At 36.9% G+C, this 21779-nt stretch carries 17 protein-coding genes; all 17 read left to right on the forward strand.

Annotation, left to right across the window (positions count from 1 at the left end; translation table 11 throughout):
* The first annotated feature begins 742 nt into the window (after positions 1–742).
* The 17 genes from DNK84_RS02700 (at position 743) to DNK84_RS14195 (ending at position 21525) form a co-directional block, all read left to right on the forward strand.
* Positions 743–1927 carry an MFS transporter gene (locus DNK84_RS02700; RefSeq protein WP_162902173.1) on the forward strand — a complete coding sequence of 395 codons (1185 nt, stop codon included), beginning with the start codon at positions 743–745 and terminating at the stop codon, positions 1925–1927.
* Positions 1924–2691, forward strand: coding sequence for a helix-turn-helix domain-containing protein (locus tag DNK84_RS02705; RefSeq protein ID WP_162902174.1), 768 nt, complete (start codon positions 1924–1926; stop codon positions 2689–2691). The genes DNK84_RS02700 and DNK84_RS02705 overlap by 4 nt, the downstream gene beginning before the upstream one ends.
* Positions 2692–2914: 223 nt before the next feature.
* The gene (locus tag DNK84_RS02710) at positions 2915–3997 is read left to right on the forward strand and encodes a hypothetical protein (RefSeq protein WP_119343037.1); all 1083 of its coding nucleotides are present in this window, start codon (positions 2915–2917) and stop codon (positions 3995–3997) included.
* A gap of 37 nt (positions 3998–4034) precedes the next feature.
* Positions 4035–5624 carry a hypothetical protein gene (locus DNK84_RS02715; protein WP_119343038.1) on the forward strand — a complete coding sequence of 530 codons (1590 nt, stop codon included), beginning with the start codon at positions 4035–4037 and terminating at the stop codon, positions 5622–5624.
* A gap of 135 nt (positions 5625–5759) precedes the next feature.
* The gene (locus tag DNK84_RS02720; protein ID WP_119343039.1) at positions 5760–6383 is read left to right on the forward strand and encodes a DotI/IcmL/TraM family protein; all 624 of its coding nucleotides are present in this window, start codon (positions 5760–5762) and stop codon (positions 6381–6383) included.
* Between the two features lie 8 nt (positions 6384–6391).
* Complete coding sequence (locus tag DNK84_RS02725) at positions 6392–6835, forward strand: hypothetical protein (RefSeq protein ID WP_119343040.1); 444 nt, start codon at positions 6392–6394, stop codon at positions 6833–6835.
* Positions 6828–10229, forward strand: coding sequence for a DotA/TraY family protein (locus DNK84_RS02730; protein WP_119343041.1), 3402 nt, complete (start codon positions 6828–6830; stop codon positions 10227–10229). The genes DNK84_RS02725 and DNK84_RS02730 overlap by 8 nt, the downstream gene beginning before the upstream one ends.
* A 22-nt stretch (positions 10230–10251) precedes the next feature.
* Positions 10252–10887 (forward strand): hypothetical protein, encoded by a 636-nt coding sequence (locus DNK84_RS02735; RefSeq protein ID WP_119343042.1) that lies wholly within the window; start codon positions 10252–10254, stop codon positions 10885–10887.
* 152 nt (positions 10888–11039) lie between these two features.
* Positions 11040–11483, forward strand: a complete 444-nt coding sequence (locus DNK84_RS02740) for a hypothetical protein (protein ID WP_119343043.1) — start codon at positions 11040–11042, stop codon at positions 11481–11483.
* Between the two features lie 115 nt (positions 11484–11598).
* On the forward strand, positions 11599–12447 hold the full coding sequence (locus tag DNK84_RS02745; protein WP_119343044.1) for a DotH/IcmK family type IV secretion protein: 849 nt from the start codon (positions 11599–11601) through the stop codon (positions 12445–12447).
* Entirely contained in the window at positions 12440–13642 is a 1203-nt protein-coding gene (locus DNK84_RS02750; RefSeq protein WP_119343045.1) for a TrbI/VirB10 family protein, read from the forward strand. The genes DNK84_RS02745 and DNK84_RS02750 overlap by 8 nt, the downstream gene beginning before the upstream one ends.
* A 19-nt stretch (positions 13643–13661) precedes the next feature.
* Positions 13662–14549: a hypothetical protein gene (locus DNK84_RS02755; protein ID WP_119343046.1), complete on the forward strand. Its 888-nt coding sequence runs from the start codon at positions 13662–13664 to the stop codon at positions 14547–14549.
* Positions 14550–14567: 18 nt separating this feature from the next.
* Positions 14568–17552: an AAA family ATPase gene (locus tag DNK84_RS02760; RefSeq protein ID WP_119343047.1), complete on the forward strand. Its 2985-nt coding sequence runs from the start codon at positions 14568–14570 to the stop codon at positions 17550–17552.
* 28 nt (positions 17553–17580) lie between these two features.
* Positions 17581–19218, forward strand: a complete 1638-nt coding sequence (locus DNK84_RS02765) for a glycoside hydrolase family 76 protein (protein WP_119343048.1) — start codon at positions 17581–17583, stop codon at positions 19216–19218.
* 138 nt (positions 19219–19356) lie between these two features.
* Positions 19357–21060, forward strand: coding sequence for a hypothetical protein (locus DNK84_RS02770; protein WP_119343049.1), 1704 nt, complete (start codon positions 19357–19359; stop codon positions 21058–21060).
* Positions 21061–21215: 155 nt separating this feature from the next.
* The gene (locus tag DNK84_RS02775; protein WP_119343050.1) at positions 21216–21395 is read left to right on the forward strand and encodes a hypothetical protein; all 180 of its coding nucleotides are present in this window, start codon (positions 21216–21218) and stop codon (positions 21393–21395) included.
* Positions 21373–21525, forward strand: coding sequence for a hypothetical protein (locus tag DNK84_RS14195; protein ID WP_162902145.1), 153 nt, complete (start codon positions 21373–21375; stop codon positions 21523–21525). The genes DNK84_RS02775 and DNK84_RS14195 overlap by 23 nt, the downstream gene beginning before the upstream one ends.
* The last annotated feature ends 254 nt before the right edge of the window (positions 21526–21779 follow it).

Below are 21779 nucleotides of genomic sequence, written 5' to 3' on the forward strand. Positions count from 1 at the left end.
TTTCAGATATAGAATATCCTCTTTTGCGGGAGGCTGTGTGTTTATTAGCATACTAAAGAGGAAAAATTTGGGTAATTGTTCAAGTATTGTATATGGTAACTCTATTAAGGGTCGGTTTAAATTTTGAGGACGATGATTTTCTGCTGTTAAGGTGCATTGATATAAAGTATGGTTTGGCACAATCCTTTGGATGGTAAGCTCATGTAAGTCAAAATTCTGTATAATTGTTCCAATCATTTGTTGTAATGTGCTGATGTTGTTTAAGGTGCATGTTTTTTTTAATGTTTTGGTATTTGAGTTTTTATAGCAAACAGTAGACAACGACATCTTAATAAACCTTTGTGATGGGAGTTCAGCTTTCGTTAATCCACTTAATGTAGCAATCTTTTTTTTAAAAAATACCGGGAATTTACAAAATGTTGGAAATAAACAAAAACGCTACCAACTTTATGATGCTATAGGAGTATATTTTATGGTAGTGACAGAGAAACTATCAAAGGAGCTAAAAGTTATATCAATAGGCTTTTAAAAAATAGTCTTTTTTTTAAAAAATAATCGAATATTTATATAATTAAAGAAATATAAACAAAGTATTTTTATTGGTGTTTGTCTTATTGACATTTTTATGTCGATAATCATACAATTCAGCGTTTATCAAAAGAGTTATGGATCTGTTACTTAAGTAAGTATGTGCAATACAAATACAAACACAAAACAACCGCTTTTTACATATGCATTAATAATGTTTCCTTTGGTTTTTGCATTTGGCTGGTCAATTGATTTATTTATGCCGGCTACGCCTTTCTTCTTAAAGGCTTTTAAGCTTAATGAGAATTGGGTTGATGTTATCGTATGTTTGTTTTTTATACTTCTTGGTGTCACGCAGTTGGCTTGTATTTTTTTGCTGGAATATATCAATCGTTTTAAGCTTGCAATGTTTGCTGCCTTGCTTTTTTGTTTTGCGAGCATATTTTGTGCTTTTTCTGGCTCAGTTATGCAATTTATATGTGCTTATTCTCTATTATCTATTTCAGCTGGTATGACTTCAATTGCTGGTATCACCATAATTAAAAGGGATTTTTATCAACGACAAAGTGTTAAGGTGTATAGCCTTGTGAATAGCTTTGGTGCTTTTTCTAACCTTGCTGGCAGTATATTAAGTGTCAGCATTCTTGCAACACTAAGCTGGCGTTTTGTCTTTATTATACTATTTTTATTTGGTTGTTTTATTCTCTTTTGTAGCTACAAGTCGTTGCATAAACGACAAATAACAGTGTCGCATGAGAGGCAATTGTTTAGTGTTAGGCGTGAAAAAATTGGTGTGCAACTTGCCTTTTTCGCTAAACATAAAAGATTTTATTATTATGCTTGTCTTGCCATCGTTGCGAATTGTGCTTACCTTGCTATGGCTATGGTGATACCTGTGGTGTTGATGAAGTTTAATATGGGTTTAATAAAACTGTCAGTATTGCTTTTTATGCTCGCAATTGCTTTTTGGCTAGGGTCTATCTTAGTCGTTTTATTAACAAGGTATGTTAAAAATTCTTATTGCTTGCTTCAATACGGTAGTATTGTAATGAGTATTATATTCTTTTGCTTATTCCTTTATGCAGGCTATGCGAAGTTTAACTATTATTATTTTGCCATATTTGGCTTTATGGGGATCATAAGTGTATCCTTTTTGATTGGCCCAAGCATTGGTGGGGCAATGGACTATTTTAAGTGTGTATTAGATAGCTCTGCTGGTGTGATTATGGCACTGATTTTTATAAGTACGGGATTAATAAATTTGACATTGTCTTTACTGCCTCATATAACGGTAGAGGCAGTAAGCCTTTATATTGTAATTACCATCATGTTGATTCAGTTGGCTTTTTTCCTTAGTAAATGTGTATGCAAGTACAAACTAGGTGCGCAAGCAAAATGAATACTTTAGAGCAAAACTATCTCATGGTGTCAACAAGGCTGCCTAAGTCATTTATGTGTTTTGTTAACACTATCATGTCAAGTTTTCAACTGTACGGTGTTTCGTTAGAAAAAATTCAAGAAGATGGAGAAGTCTATCAATTAATCTGCAATCCAAGTGATGAGCACGAAAAGTTTTTATCAAGTCAACTGTCTTTATGCTGTCCTTGCTATTCACATAATACGCTATCAACATTGCCCAAATTTTTTTTATATAGCAGCGTGGTTGAGCACGCAGGCCATGAAGCGCAACAAGTATTTTTGCATAATAAAGATGCATTATTACTAAAGTTTCTGATAAATGATGGTAGTTATATTACGGTGACCTGCCATTTACAAAAGGGACTTTTAGCAATGCAGCTTTGCCAGAGTTTTGCTTTTATTAAAGATGTTCAGTCGTTGATTTTGATGGTGGATAAATATCATTTATGGCAAAGAATCCAGCCTATTACTGAATGTGTTAAGCCATATCAAATAAATGCTGAAACACCTGTTGGGCTTATAAAAAGTCATTTGGGAAAGCTTACGCAAAAAGAGCAGCTAATTGCCAAAAGCATTGCAAAGTATAAATTTGCCAGTAATACTAAGATTGCTGATTATTTAAATATATCAAAGCGCACAGTAGACAAGCATCTGGAAAATATCTATTTAAAGCTAAATATTCATCATAGAATTGATTTAATTAATCAGGTAAAAGTCATTGAAAATTATTATGAGCTGGTCTAAGTGGAAATGGTTTAAGGGCAGTCGAGGCTTTTGGTGTCTAATGATTGATTATATACCGGTTTTTTTGCGTTAAATCGATTGAAAACCATATCAAATATACCGCTGGGTTTTGTTTTCTTTTGTGTAATCAAGATTTGTATTGTGGTCAAGCCACGTTTTGTTTTTTATACATTGACTATAAGCTCTATGGAATTTTAATCAAGTTTACAAGTATTGTTGTATTATGGCATCGCCAAAAAAACCAGATTTTGAAGCTTATAAAGAAAATTTGTTGGAAATAATAGAAAAAAAAAGTACAAAGGAAGCGAATCAAGAGAAGGCAGATAAGCTAAAAGCGCTGCAAAAGCAAATACGAGATTTTCAAGTAGAAGCTTCATCAGGTGCAGGCACTTATGAGCAGCTACATACGCTTCGTAATATATATAACAACAATGACGCACTTTCTAAAGGTGCAAAAGAGAGCATCAATCAACTGGAGCAAAATCAACGTCAAGCGATTGCGCAACAGCTGCAAGATAGATTTCTAACGCAAGAACTACCTAAAATGTTTAATAGTTCTAAGGGAACGACTAATAAGGAATTAGACGGCACATATACAATTACTTTACCACATGACAATAAAGAAGAGGATAATGCTTTTTCATTTTCTTTAAATAAAGACGGGTCCGTTAAATTAAATTCCTATACGCAGAATTCAAGTACCATCCTGCAAGCTGTCTCAGTGGTGATCCGAATGAAAAAGGATACGTTTGATTACCAGTTTGCTGCTGAAAATATTCAAGATAAATTGAGTGATTTTTCTCAAGATAAAGACAAGAAGAACAAGCTAGAAGCACTATTTTCAAACCAGCAAAAAGATACGAAGAAAGAGGTTAGTGAGGTAGTAGATACGCTGACAAATGAGGAGACTAAAGCGCTTACTCAAATTGTGTATGATAATACACCCAGGCTTAAATATACCTTGAATAACAATGTTAAAATCGATGAAGGCAAAGAAAATCATATAACAGCTGTCTTGAAGAAAGCAAGAGATCAGGGCGTCTTTGTTGATCGCGAAGCCTTTTTAAATAGCATTTCAGATAACCCAACTGATAAACAACGTCAAAAAGCCGAAAAAGTGTATGATGATATATATAAGCCTGATGATAAGGGGATGCTTAAAGCAATGATGGAGGGGTTTTTAGGGAAAGTCAAAAGCTTGCAGGAGAATAAAATAGCACAGAAAAGTAGTAACAAAGAAGAAAAACAACTGCTATTTTCTTCTGCTGATCAGAAAAAGAATGAACAAAATATTAACAACCCATAGCTGTAAAGAAAAATTGTATTAATCAAGGATAATGAAAATGCCTTATCAAAATGAACCAGTTAAGCTCGATAAAAATAGTAACCCTTTTCAGAAACTAGGTGAAACGCTTTTTCCTGAAAAACAATCTGGTGAAAAAGTCCAGGCTATTGTTGATACGATGCATGCAAAGGTTGATAAGATGAACGATGGAGAAGTAAAGGACCTTGCTACGAATTTTGTAAATAGCTATAGTGCTTCTATGACACATAAGGAAAGAAAAACGGCCTATAATACGCTGAAAGAAGCAAATGAAGCAAATAAAGAACCGAGTGAGGTTAAGGAAAAGCTCAAAGATTTTATTGCTGCTATTTCAAAAATGGATAATGGGCATAATATCCCTGTGCTACTTCAATGCCTTGATAAACAACTTATTGAAGTCGATCAAGCAAAATTACAAAGACCAGAAGACCGCAAAGCGTTTTTTAAACAGTTTGATAGTTGGATTGAAGAAAATAAAGAAAATGAAGAAAATAAGGCACTACCGGCTGTGGCTTTAAAGGGAAGCGATAAAACATATCAGTTATTTGCTATAGAAAAAGATAGTCAAGTACCAGTGACAGTAAAAGATAAACTAGCTGCGTTGGAAAGTTTATTTTTTGAGGGTGATGGGATTAAGGAAGCTCTACAAAGCCAAAATAAGGATGAGCCAGAGTTTACGAAAGATCAACTTAAAAAAGAATACTATGCCTATCATAATTATATTGATCTTACGAAAATACAGATTAATAAAAAAATTAAAGGCTGGGTTGGCACAAGCTATAATCAAGAAAATATGGATCAATTTCAGCTAACTGAAGTATTGAAAAGTGTTTTAGGTGACGAATATCAAGACAATATCGACAAGTTAATTCAAGACTACCAAACGCATATTAACAACGTTTCCAAAAACAACAAGTTTGCGCAAAATGAACGTAACCTTTTAGAAGGTAAAGATACTCAGGACAAGCAAAAACTAGGCGGCCTGTGCAAGCGTATATTATATTGGAAAAAGGATCTCCAGCTAAGCGATGAAAGAAAAGGGCTAGTCAATCATAATTCATTAATGGCAGATGATTTAAACCAAAGAGCAAAAATACGTTTTAAATCCACACAAAATAATGATGAACAGAAATTTACGTTTAAAGAGAATGAAGGCGGAGGTTATATCTTACAAAGTTATACCAGAAAGAAAGATGAAAATGGCAATAAAATTGAAGGCTATGCCGAAAACCAGAAGGTTGAATTCTCGTATCAAGATAATGGTACGCTTGTGCTTAATAAGGTAACAGATGTTTGTGCAAAAGATTTGGCGCGTTTAATTATTGCATCGCCGGATTTTTGTAAAGAAGGCCGATTGGATTGCCAAATTTATGGTGATCAATTTAAAAAAGTTGATGGTGAATTTAATAAAGAGAAATTTGAGCAGTTTTTAGAAATATTAGATAAAAAAGCAATTGATATAAGCGGCTTATCTGTTGCCAGCAGCGTTGATGAAAAATTGAAAAAAGAAATGGATGGTGAATTAAAGAAGGCAAAAGATAGCCAGACTGGTCTTGGGCAGCATAGTGTCCTTGCGCAAATTAATGGTGACAATAGCTTAAATCTTTAGCGTGAATAGTTAATATTCCCGTGGTTTTATCACGTACTCTATATAAAGCATTCATTATAAAATAGTTCAACGACTTGAATCAGAAAAATAAATATCCGTCTAAAACAATCATATAAGTGACATGGGTAATAAGATATGAAAAAAACGAACCAATTACAAAAAATTATTGCGCGTAATGATTTTTATCAAACTGGATTTAGGCGGTTATGGATTGCTTTTATTATTGTTTTAATTGCTAATATAATCCTTGTAGTGTCTGTGTTTTCATTACTGGATCGCCATAGTCAATCGTATTACTTTGCCTCAACAGTTGATGGTCGTGTAATTCCTTTACGGCCTTTATCACAACCATTAGTCAGTGATGATAAAGTCAAAAGCTGGACTGTGCAGGCGCTTAACCATATTTATCAATTGGATTTTGTTAATTACGCTAAAGAATTCAGTGCTAATGCTGATTATTTTACTAATGCTGGCTGGAAGAATTTCAGCCAGGCCTTTTTCCCAATGCTACAAAAGATTAAAAAACAGCAGCTTGTTATGAATGCGATTACGACAGATGAGCCAATTATTTTATCTCAAGGTATTATTGATGGTATTTATACCTGGGTTGTGCAGGTGCCAGTATCTATTCATTTTGTCAGGCAGGATACTAAAACGACCTCTGATGTCGTTATCACACTGACGATTCAGCGTAAAAACCAGCAAGATACGTTATTGGCAATTCGTCAGTTTATTCAAGAATCAAAACGTACGTCTTAAGGGGTGTGATGTTTAAATTTAAAAGAACCCGAGCCTTTGTTGCAAAAGCTGCCTCATTTCATCTGTTTCGTTTGCAGCACCGCACGATTATAGCATTTATACAACCACTTTTTGCTAAAAAAAAACCACCAAAAATTGATTGTGAATTTGATGCGCTTGAACAACATGGCATAGATGATACAAAAATAAGCCAGAACTATCGGCTTTTTTGCTTTTTTTATAAGCTTTTTTTTGTATTAAGCATCATTGTTTTGCTGTATTGCATTTATCTGTTTGAAACAGGCGCTTATCATGCCCTGCTTATCGGGCTTGGGCTTTTATTTGTTTTATTGGTGCATTTTTTTAAATTTCATTTTTGGGCGTTTCAGATTCAGCAGAAAAAGTTGGGTTGTACGTTTGGTGAATGGTGGCGCTTTTTTATTTTTAATCAAAGGGTAGATAAAAATGAGTAACAGCCTGGCTGACTTAATTGCCGGTAGCAATAATGATGCTGCCATGCATGTTATTAAATCCATTTTAGGATTTAATTTAAATGGCATTGTTGCTGATGGCAGTTCAACGGTCTTAGCAGCAGATATTTTCAAAACTTTTAATGCAGTAATGCTAACATTAGCATTAGTTTTATATGGCTATATCGTTTTTGTTGGGGTGATCAATACAGCAAAAGATGGTGAGTTTTTAGGTCGGGAGTGGAATACACACTGGTCATTAATGCGGATGATTGTGGGACCTTTAATGGCGGTGCCGGCAAAAACAGGATATTGTCTGGCACAGTTTCTGGTATTTTATGTTATTGCTGTTGGTGTCGGGTTTGCGAATAAGATCTGGCACGGTGCACTTGATAGTATCAATGATGGTAAAATGCCAGCGCGAATTGACATGCTTGAAGACCCGCTTAAGACAACCATTGCAAATATGGTCATGTTGGATTTTGTCAGCAACCAGGCCAAAAGCATGCTGCAGGATAAACCACAAACGTTACAAAAGTGTGTTTGTAAACAAAACACGATATCTTTAGGCGGTAGTAGTATTAATGTTTCCGCCAACCCAAGCTGTAGTGCAGATAAGGATGAGTTCTGGATTGACCCTGATAATTCAAGCCGCAGTGCGTCAGTTTGTACAGCGCAAATGGGGACAGATAATCAACCTTTAACAGAAGTAGAAAATATTTCGGGCACAGCCTATAATGTGCAGGCACTATCAAATTTAGTTAAGGTAACACCAGCGCTCCTTGGTGAGAAGTTACCAGACGATAAACAGTTATCTGGCAATGATTTTGATCCAACGCATCAATCCTGGAAAAAATATAATATTGGTGTGCTATGGAATGCCTTGAATAATAGCGGCATTGTGATAAACCCTGCAGGTGAGTCTGGGAAAAGTACTTTGTTGATTCAGGGCCTGGATGAAGTATTAAACACAATTGGACTGGATCCCGATTTTCCTTTTGCCAGTAGTGATGATACATCTGGTCAACAGGGGAAAACTGCAAAGGATAAATTGGCAGAATTTTCTAAAAAATACCCTAATTTAGTTCAATATATGAGTGATACACAATTTGTTGCGCCTGATTACTATAAAATTGGTTTTAATGGCTTATCTGTTACTGGGGATTATACAGCACGCTTTATTAATCAAAATAATCAGTCAAGTAGTGTCATTCCTTTTGATGGCAACTATATGGAGGCGATGGATAATCATAATTATGCCTATGTGGATAATATTATTTCACAAACACTGAAGAAATTACAACCACATGGTAATATTCAAGATATCTTAGATAGTGAGCAGGCATGTAAGCTTTCAGCGCGAGATGCTTATGAGTCAGTGATTAGTTCAGGTGACGATAGTGCTAAAGCACAACAGGCAGCGCAAAAAGCGTATGAAACATGTCAAAGTCAAAAACTTTCACAAAGTTCATGGTGGAGTGCTGGGGATTTATCCTTAAAAATTGATCAGGCGATGGCCTCAACTTTAAAGTCTGTTAATGATAAAATCCAAAGCGTACAGGCAGCTTTGTTTGCTTTATTCCCAACGGATAATGAAACCGTAAAATTAAGTAGCCTGTCACTTGATCTTTCTTATGATCAATATATTTTTAGTCAGAATACTTTTCAACCACAAAAATTAACCATATCTCAAACTGGTTTGTCAGAGAGCTATCCTAATCGCATTAATATCGGTGCTGATTCAGGCTTTGTTGTTAATGCAGGGGATTTACAGCCAGCGAATGCTTATGATTTGAATTCTCAGCTGAATAACTTATTGATAAAAATGTTAAAAGATAGCACAGATCAAACACTTAAAGATAAAGCTAACCATGCAAGACAGTTAATCGCATTATATGTCAATGATCGGTTAAATAGTAACTACCTGTATATGGTGCAATTAGTTGTAAATATCATCAATACCTATTTGCAGAAAACAAATGATAATCCAGTAACACAAAGTGACAAAGTCGTGACTTCCATTAATAATTTTTTAAGCATTTTAGCGTTTTTGGATAAAAATGGGGTTGATGTTATTAAAAGAAAGCAAAGCGATAGCATGATTACATCGGTAACTTCACCATCGCAGCAGTTAATTGAAACAATCTTTGCCAAGCTTAATCCAAATGAGTCTGGTAGTTGGATTCAAAAGCTTTATGGTGTAACAAGCATGGATGTAAGTGGTGATGATTCAGGGGAGAACCAGGGAAAGCTTGATTATGGTGCACAATTTAGCGCAATACAACGCTTGCAAAACTTAGGGGTTGAGCTCATTAATGATATGGTTAACTCTGCTGTGCAAATCTTTACGAATGTGCAACAGCGCATTGCAAAAATTGCTAGCGATTATAAGGCTAAAATGGAACCATTGGCAGATACTACAACGGCATTTGCTGCAGCAGGTGTTGCAGCCTCCATTGCAGGCGCTGCAGCAGGTGGTTTTTGGGCGCCTGGTGCAGCTGCAGTTGGTACAACACTTACTGAAGCTGCTGGTGTGACTTACCAGGTAATGGCTTCAATGTTTACCGCGCAAGCAGCTTTAGAAATGGCAAAGGTGTCAACTGATCTCATGTGGCTACCACTTGCCTTGGCGGTTATCAGTGCGGTTTTTTCAATTGGTGTGATGTATTCCATCGTCTTGCCAATGATTCCATTTGTGCTTTTTTGGACAGGAAAAGTTGCCTGGCTTTTATTAGTAATTGAGTCAATGGTGGCGGCACCTTTAATGGCATTAGGTATATGTTACCCAGAGGGTCATCAAGTTTTTGGCAAGGCGCAACCTGGAATCCAAATGGTACTAAATTTGTTCTTTCGACCGGTTTTAATGATTATTGGTTTATTAATTGGGTTGTCATTGACTTATATTGTGATTACATTTTCAATTCAAGGTTTTCATATGGCAGGTAATGCCCTGGTTGGCATTATGCCAGTAACAAGCGAATATGCCCGTGGTATTGTGATGCTATTTCTGGTATTTATGTTTGGAAGCTTTATGATGCTTGCTTTTCAAAAATGCTTCAGCTTGATTTATGTATTACCTGATAAAGTCTTGCAATGGATTGGTGGCTCACAAGGTCAAAGCAATGGTGAGCAGGAAATGCAGGAGTTAAAATCAGGAGCTTCACAAAATGCATCTTCTGCGTCGCAGGCTGGTGGCTCAGCTGTAAGCGAGGGTATCAGTGCCTATAAACAGCAGCAGCAGGCTGAGATGGATAAAACAAAAGCAACGGATGAGGGGATGATGTCAGGTGCGAAAGATGGTGGTGGTGCTATGGCAAAAGGCGCGCAAAAAGGTAGAAAAACATATGATAAGTACAAAGAAGCTAAGAAAGCGCAAAATAAAGAAAAAATTGACTAAAAGGTAGATCGTAAGGTTAACTATGGCAGACAATAAAACAGATATAGCCCAGGCGATACATAATTTTTTTAATATATTAGCTGGGAACCCGCATGAGGGAAAATTTGGTGATTCAATTCTCACTTTACTTAATTTTTCTTTGGCACTTATTGGTTTTGCGCTGGTTGTTTACGGGTTAATTCGTATTATACGTCATGCAAAAAAAGAGCAAAGTTTTCACCGACATTCGCCAGGAGCAACATTTTTTTGTTTTGTTTCAGGAGCCTTGTTAATCCTTTTACCAGCGCTATTACCTGTTTTTCAGAGCACTTACTATACAGATAATACTTCACTATATTATTGCCACAGCAGTGACGGGCGAGCAAACATATCTTCTTTATTATTATATCAATGTTTGCTGGATAGTGGCCAGGCGACAGGGCGTTTAGCAAATGATCCAAATATTGCTGCCGTGTTATCTTTATTTTATTTTTTTGTCATGGTGATTGGCTTAATCTCGTTTGCACGTGGGTTATATCTATTAACAGTTTTAGGTGAGCACCAGCGAGGGCAAGCTACAGCTGGGCAGGTGGTCATATACATTGTGGGCGGTATTGCTGCTATTAATGCAGAATATCTCATAAATGTGATTCAAAATACGGTGCATGCAGTAACATGATTTTTCTGTGGAGTATCCACATGTTACTGCCAATAAAGTTGTGGTTAAATAATGATTACTATTAGTAATGCAATCTATTGTAATAATTATGGTATTGCATTTGTAGCAGATAAGTAACATTAAACGAGCAAATAAGATAAAGGAGTAAAATTATGTATTATATCAAAAAGCTTAAACAACTTTTCCTATACAGCGTTGTATGTTGTTGGGGGGCATTGTTACCTGTGATCAGTTTTGCTGATGCTTCAAGCGGTATTGATCCAACAACTGGGAATATTCAGGATCTATCGAAAAATTTACTAGGTGTTGGTGGGGGTGTTTTAACGTTTATTGCTGCGTGTGCTGCTGTTGTTGGTGCAGGGTTCGTGATTGCTGGGCTTTTTGCACTTAAAAAAGCGCATCACTCGCAAGGCGCGCAAAGTGAGCCGGTGAAAAGTGGTCTAGTTCATATTGGTATTGGCGTGTTATTGATTGTAGCTTTACCAATTACGAATATGATTACAAACTCAATTATATCTGGTGATAATGACAAATATAAAACAGATATTTTAAAATATTATAATAAAGCAGATTATACACCTGAAACGAATAGCTAGTATTGTGATGTGCTAGGCAAAATCTTCCTGATAATCTCAAAACTGTGATTTAACCACGTAATATTTTAAGCATTCTTTGTTTAGAATCTGAATTAAAAATAGTCGGCCAAACGATATGTGTAAAAAATTCTATTATTTATTTTTTTGTTTGCTCAGTTGTATCAGTTATGCAAAAAATACCGATGTCAGTAATGCGGCTTTTACATCCTTACTCGATCAAAGCTTTCCTTTAAAACCACAGCAGATTGAAGCATTTAAGTCAGCAAAGGCCAGTCAGGAAAAAGCAATCAGTGCTGATGATTCAGATGCAACTTCCAGGATTATCAGTGCACAAGTTGATCCAGCTAAAAGAAAGCATGCACCTGTTGTCCGTGTTGGTGTTAGTGGGGCAACAGTTGTTGTTGTTACTGACCAGGAGGGTAATATTTGGCCAATAGAGCAATATGTATCAGCAAATAGTGCGATTCATGTAACAACAGTTAAGGATTCAGGCAGTTTGATTTTACAGTCATCCAAGCCATATATAAAAACGAATTTAACCATTGTATTAAAAGGGCTTGATGTGCCTGTACCAATTACGCTTATCTCAGGACAAAAAACATGGGATGATATGGACTATATCCGTATCCAGGCATTATCCCCTCAAGCAAAGCTTGCAAGAATAGGTGATGTCAAAACAGCACCAGATTATCTAGTGGCATTATTGTCAGGTGTTCCACCACAAAATGCACAACCGTTATCTTTAAGTGGTAGCATGGATAATAATACTAGATTGTGGGCATATCAAGGACATTATATATTATTAACTGATGCGATACTTTTATCTCCTGAGTGGATCTCGCGGGCGAATAATAAAGTGGTTAATACAATGCATGCTTATGAGTTGCCTCAGGCAAATGTGCTTTTGTTAAATAACCATGGCAAAACAGAGCAAGTGACAGTTGAGGATAAAGGTGATGTTTAAAAAAATCTTACGTAAATGTTGGCAAAATCCGCGTTTTAAGGTGTTGCTCATTGTTATTATTATTGTGGCGATTTTTGTTTCACTTATAAATTACTTTGAGCAAAGCCATACTAATTCCCATGACCTGCCTTCAAGCATTAGTCCTGTAACAACTGATTCTCAGCAAAAAGTGCCAGTGTCACGAAAATACGAAGATTTGCAAATACAGAATCAAAAAAAAGCGATACTGGATAGCGAGCGCTCGGGGGCGTCCTTTATCGAACAGTTGCAGCAATCAAGTAAGGGTGATAGCAATAGTCAGTTGAATAATCAAAACGCAACTTCTACTGATATGAACAAAAAAACAACTGTTACTACGCCTGAAGAATTTGCAAAATCACAGCAGGCAGTGTCAAAAACAACTAGAAATGCCTTAAATACAAATGAGCCCGGTGATAAACAAACGCAGCACAACTGGACGCCAGCCCAGCAGGAAAAAGTCGCAGAATTGCGCAATAAGATGGCACAATATCTAGATAATTCATTAACAAGCACGCAAAATACAGGAAATGCTCTGAGCGTTGTTAGTGTCTCTGATCCAAACCAAAGTCAGCCACAAGGTGTCTTATCAGGTTCAGATCAGCAAAGTGTCTTATTAAAGGCTGGTAGTATTTTGTTTGCTACGATCGATACAGCAGTAAATAGTGATCAGAAAAACACCCCTGTCTTAGCAACGATTGTGACAGGTCCTTATCGCCATGCAAAGCTTATGGGGACTTTTCAACGCGAAAAGGATCGTTTGGTAATTAAATTTAATTTAATGTCTTTGCCAAGCTTATCACACAGTGTTTCTATCGATGCCTATGCAATTAATGCACAAACGGCACAAACTGCGCTTGCGTCTGATGTGGACCATCATTATTTAATGCGTTATGGAAGTTTGTTTGCCACATCATTTTTGGATGGCTTTGGTTCTTTTTTCGCACAAGGCAATATTCAAACACAGACAATTTGCCCACAAGGCAATCAAGGGCCTTGTATCACGACCACTGGACGTGCACAAAACAGTGCAAAAGAAGGACTTTATTCAGGCCTTGGCAAGGTTGGCTCAACCTTTAGTGGTGTGCTTTCTAATCAGTTTAATACACCACCAACAGTAACACTGGATCAAGGCACAGGTGTGGGAATTCTTTTAATGTCCGATCTTAAGATATAAATATGGGGAAACAGTAGCAATGAAACAGTTTGACTTTGATAATGATGAAGTGATTGATGATAAAACAAATCAGCAATCTTTAGGCTCTGCTAATAGGCAAGCAGTACAAAGTGAGCCTGAGTTTAATGAAGATGAGAATGCAAAAGTCGGCCTGGTTAATACACTTTTGCAGAAGCTTCGTGATTCATTCTCGATTATGTGGGTAGCATATGCCTTTGGTGGCGCATTGGTTTTATATGTGATTTATAGTGTTGGATCTTTAATATTACCTCATGCACCACAAAAGCCGCCACAGGCACAGAAGCCTGCTTTTTCCCAAGATATGTTTGAAGCAAGACAGCATCAAGTTCACAGCTTACCTCAAGGTGATGGACAATTGCACCAAAGCCAACAAGTAGTCAAGCACCAGCCGTCAAACAGCGTTGATGCCAAGGTGATGCAAAATGTGCAAGATACACTGACAAGTCAGATGCATAATATGCAAGATGTTTTGCAAAAAGCAGTATTAATCTTAAATAACAATACAAAAAAAATGATTACAAGCCAGAGCGAGACAAAAACAGAAGTCGATAGCCTTAAAAACAGTGTAGCCAAGGTGCAACAGAGTTTGTTAACGTTAACAAGCTATGTACATCAGCTAGATGAGAAAATAGACAAAACCGTTCGTTTATCACCACAATTAAAGCAAATCAGTGAGCAGCTTTCATTACTTCAGGCTGAAAAAACAAATTTAAGTGATAAGTTGGCATTGGTTGCGGTTGTTGGAAATCGGGCCTGGTTGCAAGACCAGCATGGTAAAACAGTAACGGTGAGTACAGGTGATAAGCTTGATAATTATGGAAAGATTTTGAAAATAGATGATGACCAAGAGCGTGTTTATACTTCCTCAGGTTTTGTTTTCAAATAGGCTTATGGGGTCTTTAGTATGTCGGTATTTAATTTTTTATATAACGCCGGTGAAGAAGCCTTTGCCTGGCTGGGTGAGTTTTTAAAACAGAACATTTATACCTATTGTGATCTGGAAAGCGTCAACGATGAGTATACCTTGATTTCTAAAAAGTCAGAGCTACTTAGTGTTTTTGAAATCAAAGGCTATCAAAGTCTGGTGGGTAATGAAGAATTTTGGGAGATCTGCAAAGAAGTCCAGGATGTTTTACAGCCTTATTTTTTAAAGCAAGGCCATCAGCTACAAATAACTTTCTCCCAAGATACAGAAAGAGTTTTCGAGCATATACAGCAGGCGCAAAAAGCCTGTAAAGATACAGCAGAACGTTTGCAGCTGAATGTCTCAGATATACTGGCATCAAGTGTGGAAACATTGGCACCTTATATCTCGGTTGAGCGTTGTTTTTTGGTGATATGGACCTTGCCTTGTGCATTGACAAAGCAGCACTATAAAAATGCCACCAAACGATATACTGAAACATTAAATCGATACGGCAAGAACCATGCAAGAAAAGCCCAACAACTGTTTTATGCTTTGCCAGAGCTTGTTAATATCCATGATTCGAGCATAAAAAGTCTATCAGAAGCACTTTCTTACGTTGGCTTAAAAGTATCACTCTTACATGTTAAAGAAGCTTTGCGTTATATTCGTTTACAGATTGATCCTGAGTTTACCGCTGATGACTGGCAGGCTTTTTTGCCAGGTGACCCAATTGCACCAAGGATCGATCAACAATGCAAAGACTTATCTAATTTTCTATGGCCAAGCTTAGATGAGCAGTTACTAGCACGTGATGCAGAGAATCTGGATATCAAGACAACACGCATTGGTGATCGGATTTATCGCCCAGTCTGTATTGATATTTTTCCCAAAGATGTACGTGTATTTAATGAGTTATTTCGGCAATTAAATGATACGGGGATGCCGTGGCGGATTTCATTTCATGTACGTGATAAGGGAATTGATATTGCCAGAAAAAAAGCGCTTTTAGCACAATTTCTTGTTTTTAGTTCCCGCTTTAATCGCTTAATCGTTGACTCCCATCAACTGTTAAAATATATCGATGAAAAAAGTGATGATCCGGTGGTGAAACTGTCTGTGAGTCTAGTGACAAACGCACCGGCAGATCGAGAAGATCTGTTAATTGAGCGTGTTTCACGGCTGGCAAAAATTGTTCAAACCTGGGGTGGGGTTGAAGTCTCTGAAGTTACAGGAGATCCATTAGCTGCAACCTTATCCAGTATTCCTGCATTAAGTCAAAATGTCATAGCACCATTTTCAGCGGCCCCTTTGTCTGATATTGTAAAGATGTTTCCATTAACACGTCCGGCAACCGTTTGGGATCAAGGTGCGATACTTTTTAGAACGCCAGATGGTAAATTGTGGCCGTATCAGCCAGGTTCGACAAAACAGATCAGTTGGATTGATTTGATTTACGCGCGTTCAGGTTCAGGAAAATCTGTGCTATTAAATGCACTGAATCTGGCAGTGTGTTTATCACCAGGGCTTGAAACACTGCCCAGTGTTTCGATTATTGATGTAGGGCCTTCTTCACAAGGATTTATTTCACTTATAAAAGAGGCATTACCAGATCGTGATAAGCATCATGTACATTACCATAAATTTAAGATGTCGGACGATGACGCCATTAACCCATTTGATACGCCTTTAGGGTGTCGTTTTCCATTTAAACTACAGCGCTTTGCCATTATTAATTTAATTGCGTTGCTGCTTTGTGAAAAACTGGATAGCCCCTTGCCTGAAGGCATGAATAGTATGATTGGGGTTATTGTTGATGAAGTTTATGCACATTTTAGTGATAAACAAAGTCCAAAGCCTTATATCCCGGGTGTTTTAATCGAAGTTGATAAGCTTGTTCATAGACTATCAATTAACGCACATAGTTGTAGCTGGTGGCAGGTGGTTGACTGCTTGTTTGATAATGGTTTTATATCTGAGGCCATACAAGCACAAACCTATGCAGTTCCAACGCTTGCTGATACGATACAAATTGCCAATACCAGTAAAATCAGGGACTTGTTTTCAGAAGTACACACAAAAAGTAATGAAGATTATGTCAGTGCATATAACCGTTTGATTTCAGTAGCAATTAAGCTTTTCCCAAGTCTTGTTGTCCCTACAAAGCTTATCATCGAGGATGTATCGATTTTTGCCTTTGATGTTGGGGAGGTTGCCAAGACAGGGAGTGATTTTGCCGATAAACAAACTGCAATCGCCTATTTACTGGCAAGGCATATTACTGCCCAGCGTTATTTTATTGGTAAAGATGATTTAAATCAGTTGGTGGAAAAATATTATAACTATCATCATCACAAAGTAACACAACAGCTGAATCAATCAAAACGACTTGTCTATGATGAATTTCATCGCACCTCAAAAAGCCAAATTATTCGTGAGCAGGTTTTAACTGATATGCGCGAAGGACGTAAGTGGAATATTCAAATCGCCTTGGCATCACAGTCATTAGATGACTTTGATGCCTTGATGCTCGAGTTTGCGACATCAATTTATATTATGGATGCAGGCCCCAATGTTTCGGTAGAAAAAACAGCTAAAACCTTTGGTTTGAATGCATCACAAAAATCAGCACTTCAGTATCGTGTGCATGGCCCCTCATCCAGTGGTACGACATTTATCGCACAATTTGCAACAAAATCAGGTGTCAGTACACAGCTATTAACCTGCACCTTGGGAGCAGTTGAATTATGGGCGTTATCAACGACGGTTATTGATGTTTATGTGCGTGAGAAGATGTATGAGATTTTTGGCGCGGTTAAGGCTCGAGCAATCTTGGCAAAATTTTTCCCCAATGGTTCTTGTCATGAGTATGTGCAACTAACACTGCAAAGCCAAAGCCAGAAAAGTGCACGAGATATTGCTGATGAGCTGATTCAGGAGATGGTTAAAAGTCAAAAGAATAAACTAAAACGGTCAGTAAATTAATTAACAATAAAATTTGATAAGGAAAAAAATGAAAAAACAAATAACCATTGCAGCACTATTATCAATGGCAGCATTAAGCTATGCCAGTCAAACCTGGCATTTTAAGATAATTAATTTAACAGATCAAAAGGTAACAATTTCCCCGGCAGGTAGTGATAACTGGGATTTTGGTGATTTATCATCGCCATTATCCATATTACCTGTTTCTGTATCTGGGAATAAGGCAACTAACGCTTTTGATAGCTGGTTGGGTAGTTCAAGTATTGCTGGATTTGATATTGCTAAAAATGGGCAAAAACTCACCCATCTTGAGCTCATCCCTAATGGAAGTGACTCGCATTTTGGGCCAGGTATCACGAAAATTTTTAACTGCCCACAAGGAAGAATTGGTGTGTCCAGTTGGGGTGAGACTAAGAACAATACTGAAATTGATAAACAATATACCTTGCCGATTAATTTACATTGCACACAGCAAAATCATAATATTAAGCTGACAGTGATGGATCAAAACTCACCTTTTCAAACTAATGCATTTGATTTAAAAGCGATCACGAAATTTGCAGATTTTTCCTGGAACATATTTAATCAAAATCAATACCATTGTTGGTATTATAGTTACACAGGACTATATAAAACCTGTAAAATTGTCGCCCCTGAGCATGCCAATGCCTGGGTTTTAAATGATGGAAAGTTTGGTCTTCGCTGGCAGCAATATCCGATTATGGAAGCGTTAATGGATTATACCAATCAACATAATGATCATCAGTATGATGTTTTAATCAGCAATTTTATGGGTAATACGGAGATGGCTTATGACACCATCGGTGATGGTAATGATGATGCTGGCTGGGTAGCATTGGCTTATTTAAGATATGATTTATTACATCACAGCAATCAATATCTCAATGTTTATAAAAAAGTCTATGACCGTTTAACAACAAGCTGGACAAAGTACCAGGAGTACTGTGGTGGTGGCGTTTCCTGGAAAATAGATGTCACACCCCCTTATATTAATGCCATCACCAATGAGCTTTATTTAACCTTAAGTGCAGGAATGTACTTAGTTAGTCATGATCAAAAGTATCTTGAGTCGGCTTTAAAAGAGTGGCAATGGTTCCAACAATCAGGCATGATCAACCATGCCGGGTTGATTAATGATGGTTTAAATATTATTAAAAAAGGGCAATGCCAGAATAATGGACAGCCAACCTGGAGCTATAATCAAGGTGTTGTTTTGGGTGGGCTTGGTTATTTATATCAGGCCTTTAAACAACAAGACCCGCAAAAAGCAGATAGTTATTTACAAGCAGGCGTAAAAATCGTTGATGCTGTACTGGCAGATCATACGATGAATCAAGATGGCATTTTGCATGAACCCAATAAAAACTTAAGTCAGAATGATGCGCTGTTTAAGGGGATATTTGGTTATTATCTTGGCATATTTATCGATCAGCTGAAAAGTGCGGATAATAAGTTTTACCACCAAAAGGCTGCGGATTATCAAGACTTTATGATTAATAATGCCAAGGTGATGCGCACATCACTTATGCATTATATCTACGATGATGCATTTGATTTAAACATGCCATTGTACTGGTCTGGAAATCCAGGAGAATACTCCCCAGTCACCTATGCCAGCGGGGTAATGTGGCTGGCAGGTGTGTAAGTTTTATAGGATTAAAATTTCAGGTGATTTTGCACTGCTTTTAATAGGTCGTTGATAATATTTAGATCTGTTGATTTATTAAAAAAAATGCAAATTTTTGTCGAATTCACGTTAAACTAAACTTTGGAGAGAATAAATATGTACCTTTTAGCAAAGTTCGAGGGAGATATTGGCGATTTCCATGCGGGTAATTTTATAGACTTTTTGCACCAAAATCACTCTGGTATGCATATTATAGCTAGTGGGGCTGTGGCAATAAGTGATCTTCCAGACCCTTTCCAGCAAGCTCTTAATTTGGATAATCCGCCTAGCTATGTCTATATTGAATATCAACAGGCACAACAGCAAGGCTATATAACATTTACACGATTCAAAATAGCACCACATGTACTACAAGGAGGTGAGGGGAGCCAATGGCATGAATTTAATCCTCACTTTGTCTATCATCCTCCAGTTTTGGGTGATGATAATTCCCTGGATTCTGTTGATGACTTAGAGGAAGTAGGTAATAAGCTTGGCTTAACCGAAACAGAAGTTAGTGGCATCAAAGAAATTGCAAATAAAGATATAAGGATAAAAGAATTTATCTCAAAGTCACAGTTTACAGCTTTATACAAAAATTTAGGCGGAGATTACCTATCAGCACTGAAAAATATGCTGCAAACACTACTATCTACTCATCAGGACGAAGCTGCCCTAATGAAAGAAACAATGGTCATTGCTTGTGGTAACTGTCCGACGCCGGTAATATCTGCCGTCATACAACATTCACTTAGGATGAGAATAAAAGCAGGTAATCCAATTAGTGATATTGAATTTTCTCGATTTGCGTTAATGGATTATTTACAAAAAACAGTAAAGACTTCTCCAGAAGAGGGGGAGAGAATAGAAATTATTAATGGTATGGTAAATGCTATTTTTAGCAAGAATGCTGGAAATTTAAATAATGGTAGTTTGAAAATTGAGCACAACTCCACTTACCATCAATTCGAGCCAATAAGCGCCTATGAAGCGTTTGGTTATGCTACTATTAAAGACACTCATATCAATCAAATTAAAGAATTATTGTTAAACAGTGAAACTGGTGGTGGATCTTATCAATTAAATGTAGATAAAATTAATCAAATAACAAAACAATATAAAAAAGATCGATTTGGTATGGTAGACGGTAATCAAGCAGTTATTAATCAGATTGATAAAGAGTTAAACAATTATTTTAACGAGAATCTAGATCTTTTCCTAGAGAATCATCCATGGAAGGATTTAACAGAGGATCAGAGAAAGCATGAAATTTCGACACAATTTGAAAAACTTCAAGCAGAAAATCCTGGAAAGGATAATGACGCTATTAAGCAATTATTAGTAAAGAATGAAAAGCTAAAATTTTCTACTTTAAAAAACGCTCCTACTATCAATTTTTCAAGTGAAAAAAGTGAATATTTGCAAGGCAATAATAACGTTAATGCTTATAATTTACAGAAATTAGCGTTCATCGCTGTTTCACGTAGAAAGTCAGGCTTTTTTCATCCCTTAAATACAACTAATAGCGCTGATAATTTACTTAAAATCATAAACGATAAAGATGGTGGGATAAGTTTGAGAAAAACCATACTTGGAGATAAAGAAGATAGGAAAATTAGAATGAGAGATTTACGTGCTTTTGCTAAAGATGGTGCTAAAGGTGTTGATAAAACAAGCACGAGTTCCTTGTTAAATCAATATGATAAAGACAATGAGCGCTTTTTCTCTTTTAAACATAGAGAACAAAAAGCACTGAGAGATTTTTTTACACAACACATTCGTGATAAGAATTCTGAAAATAACCTACTGAACAACCCCTAAAAAAACAGGACACAGAACCCCGCCCAGACTAGGAGGAATAAATGAACTATAGAAGGTACAGTAGAGATTTAAAAAAAGAAAAGTATTCCAAAAAGTGCGGGTAGACATTCTTAAAGTTATATGATACCGCAGAACTTTGCAAAAAAGGAAAAGATATGACACGACAAGAAATAATTTCACAAATAAAAAACTTAGGTTTAACATTAGCAGCAGTAGATGAACAGCATTTATCAATGAATGATAAAATTTTAACGCTTTACACACGTGATTTGCTGAGCCAATTAAATCAGCTTGTTAATCAGGAAGTTAGTGATGAGTGCGCCAAGCAAAGCTAAGGCAATCAAGCTGGACAATCCAGCCCAGAAAAAGGCTAGCCACCAGTCTGGAACCGAACTACACATAATGCAAGGTAACGAACATTATGAAGCTGTAGTAAGGGCGGTCTATCAGCCACAACGCAAGTGAAGGTATTGAGCCCCGTAATATATCATCGTCGCACCTGATCAAGGTTTTCATTTGCCTGAAATCAGCACTACGCAATACGTAAAGGCGAGTATGCGTGGAGGTGCCGGGGTCTGAGTCCGTAGCGGGTAGATGAACTGATTGCTTTGGAACTTGGGAGAACCTTGCTATTTCTGAATGCTTATCTTGGAGCCTAAAAAGCTAGAGGTAAGTTTAGCAAGGTAGTCGGACTAGCTCGTAGTAGAGGTGTAAATAGG

The sequence above is a fragment of the Facilibium subflavum genome, from assembly GCF_003574485.1.
GTDB lineage: Bacteria > Pseudomonadota > Gammaproteobacteria > Francisellales > Francisellaceae > Facilibium > Facilibium subflavum.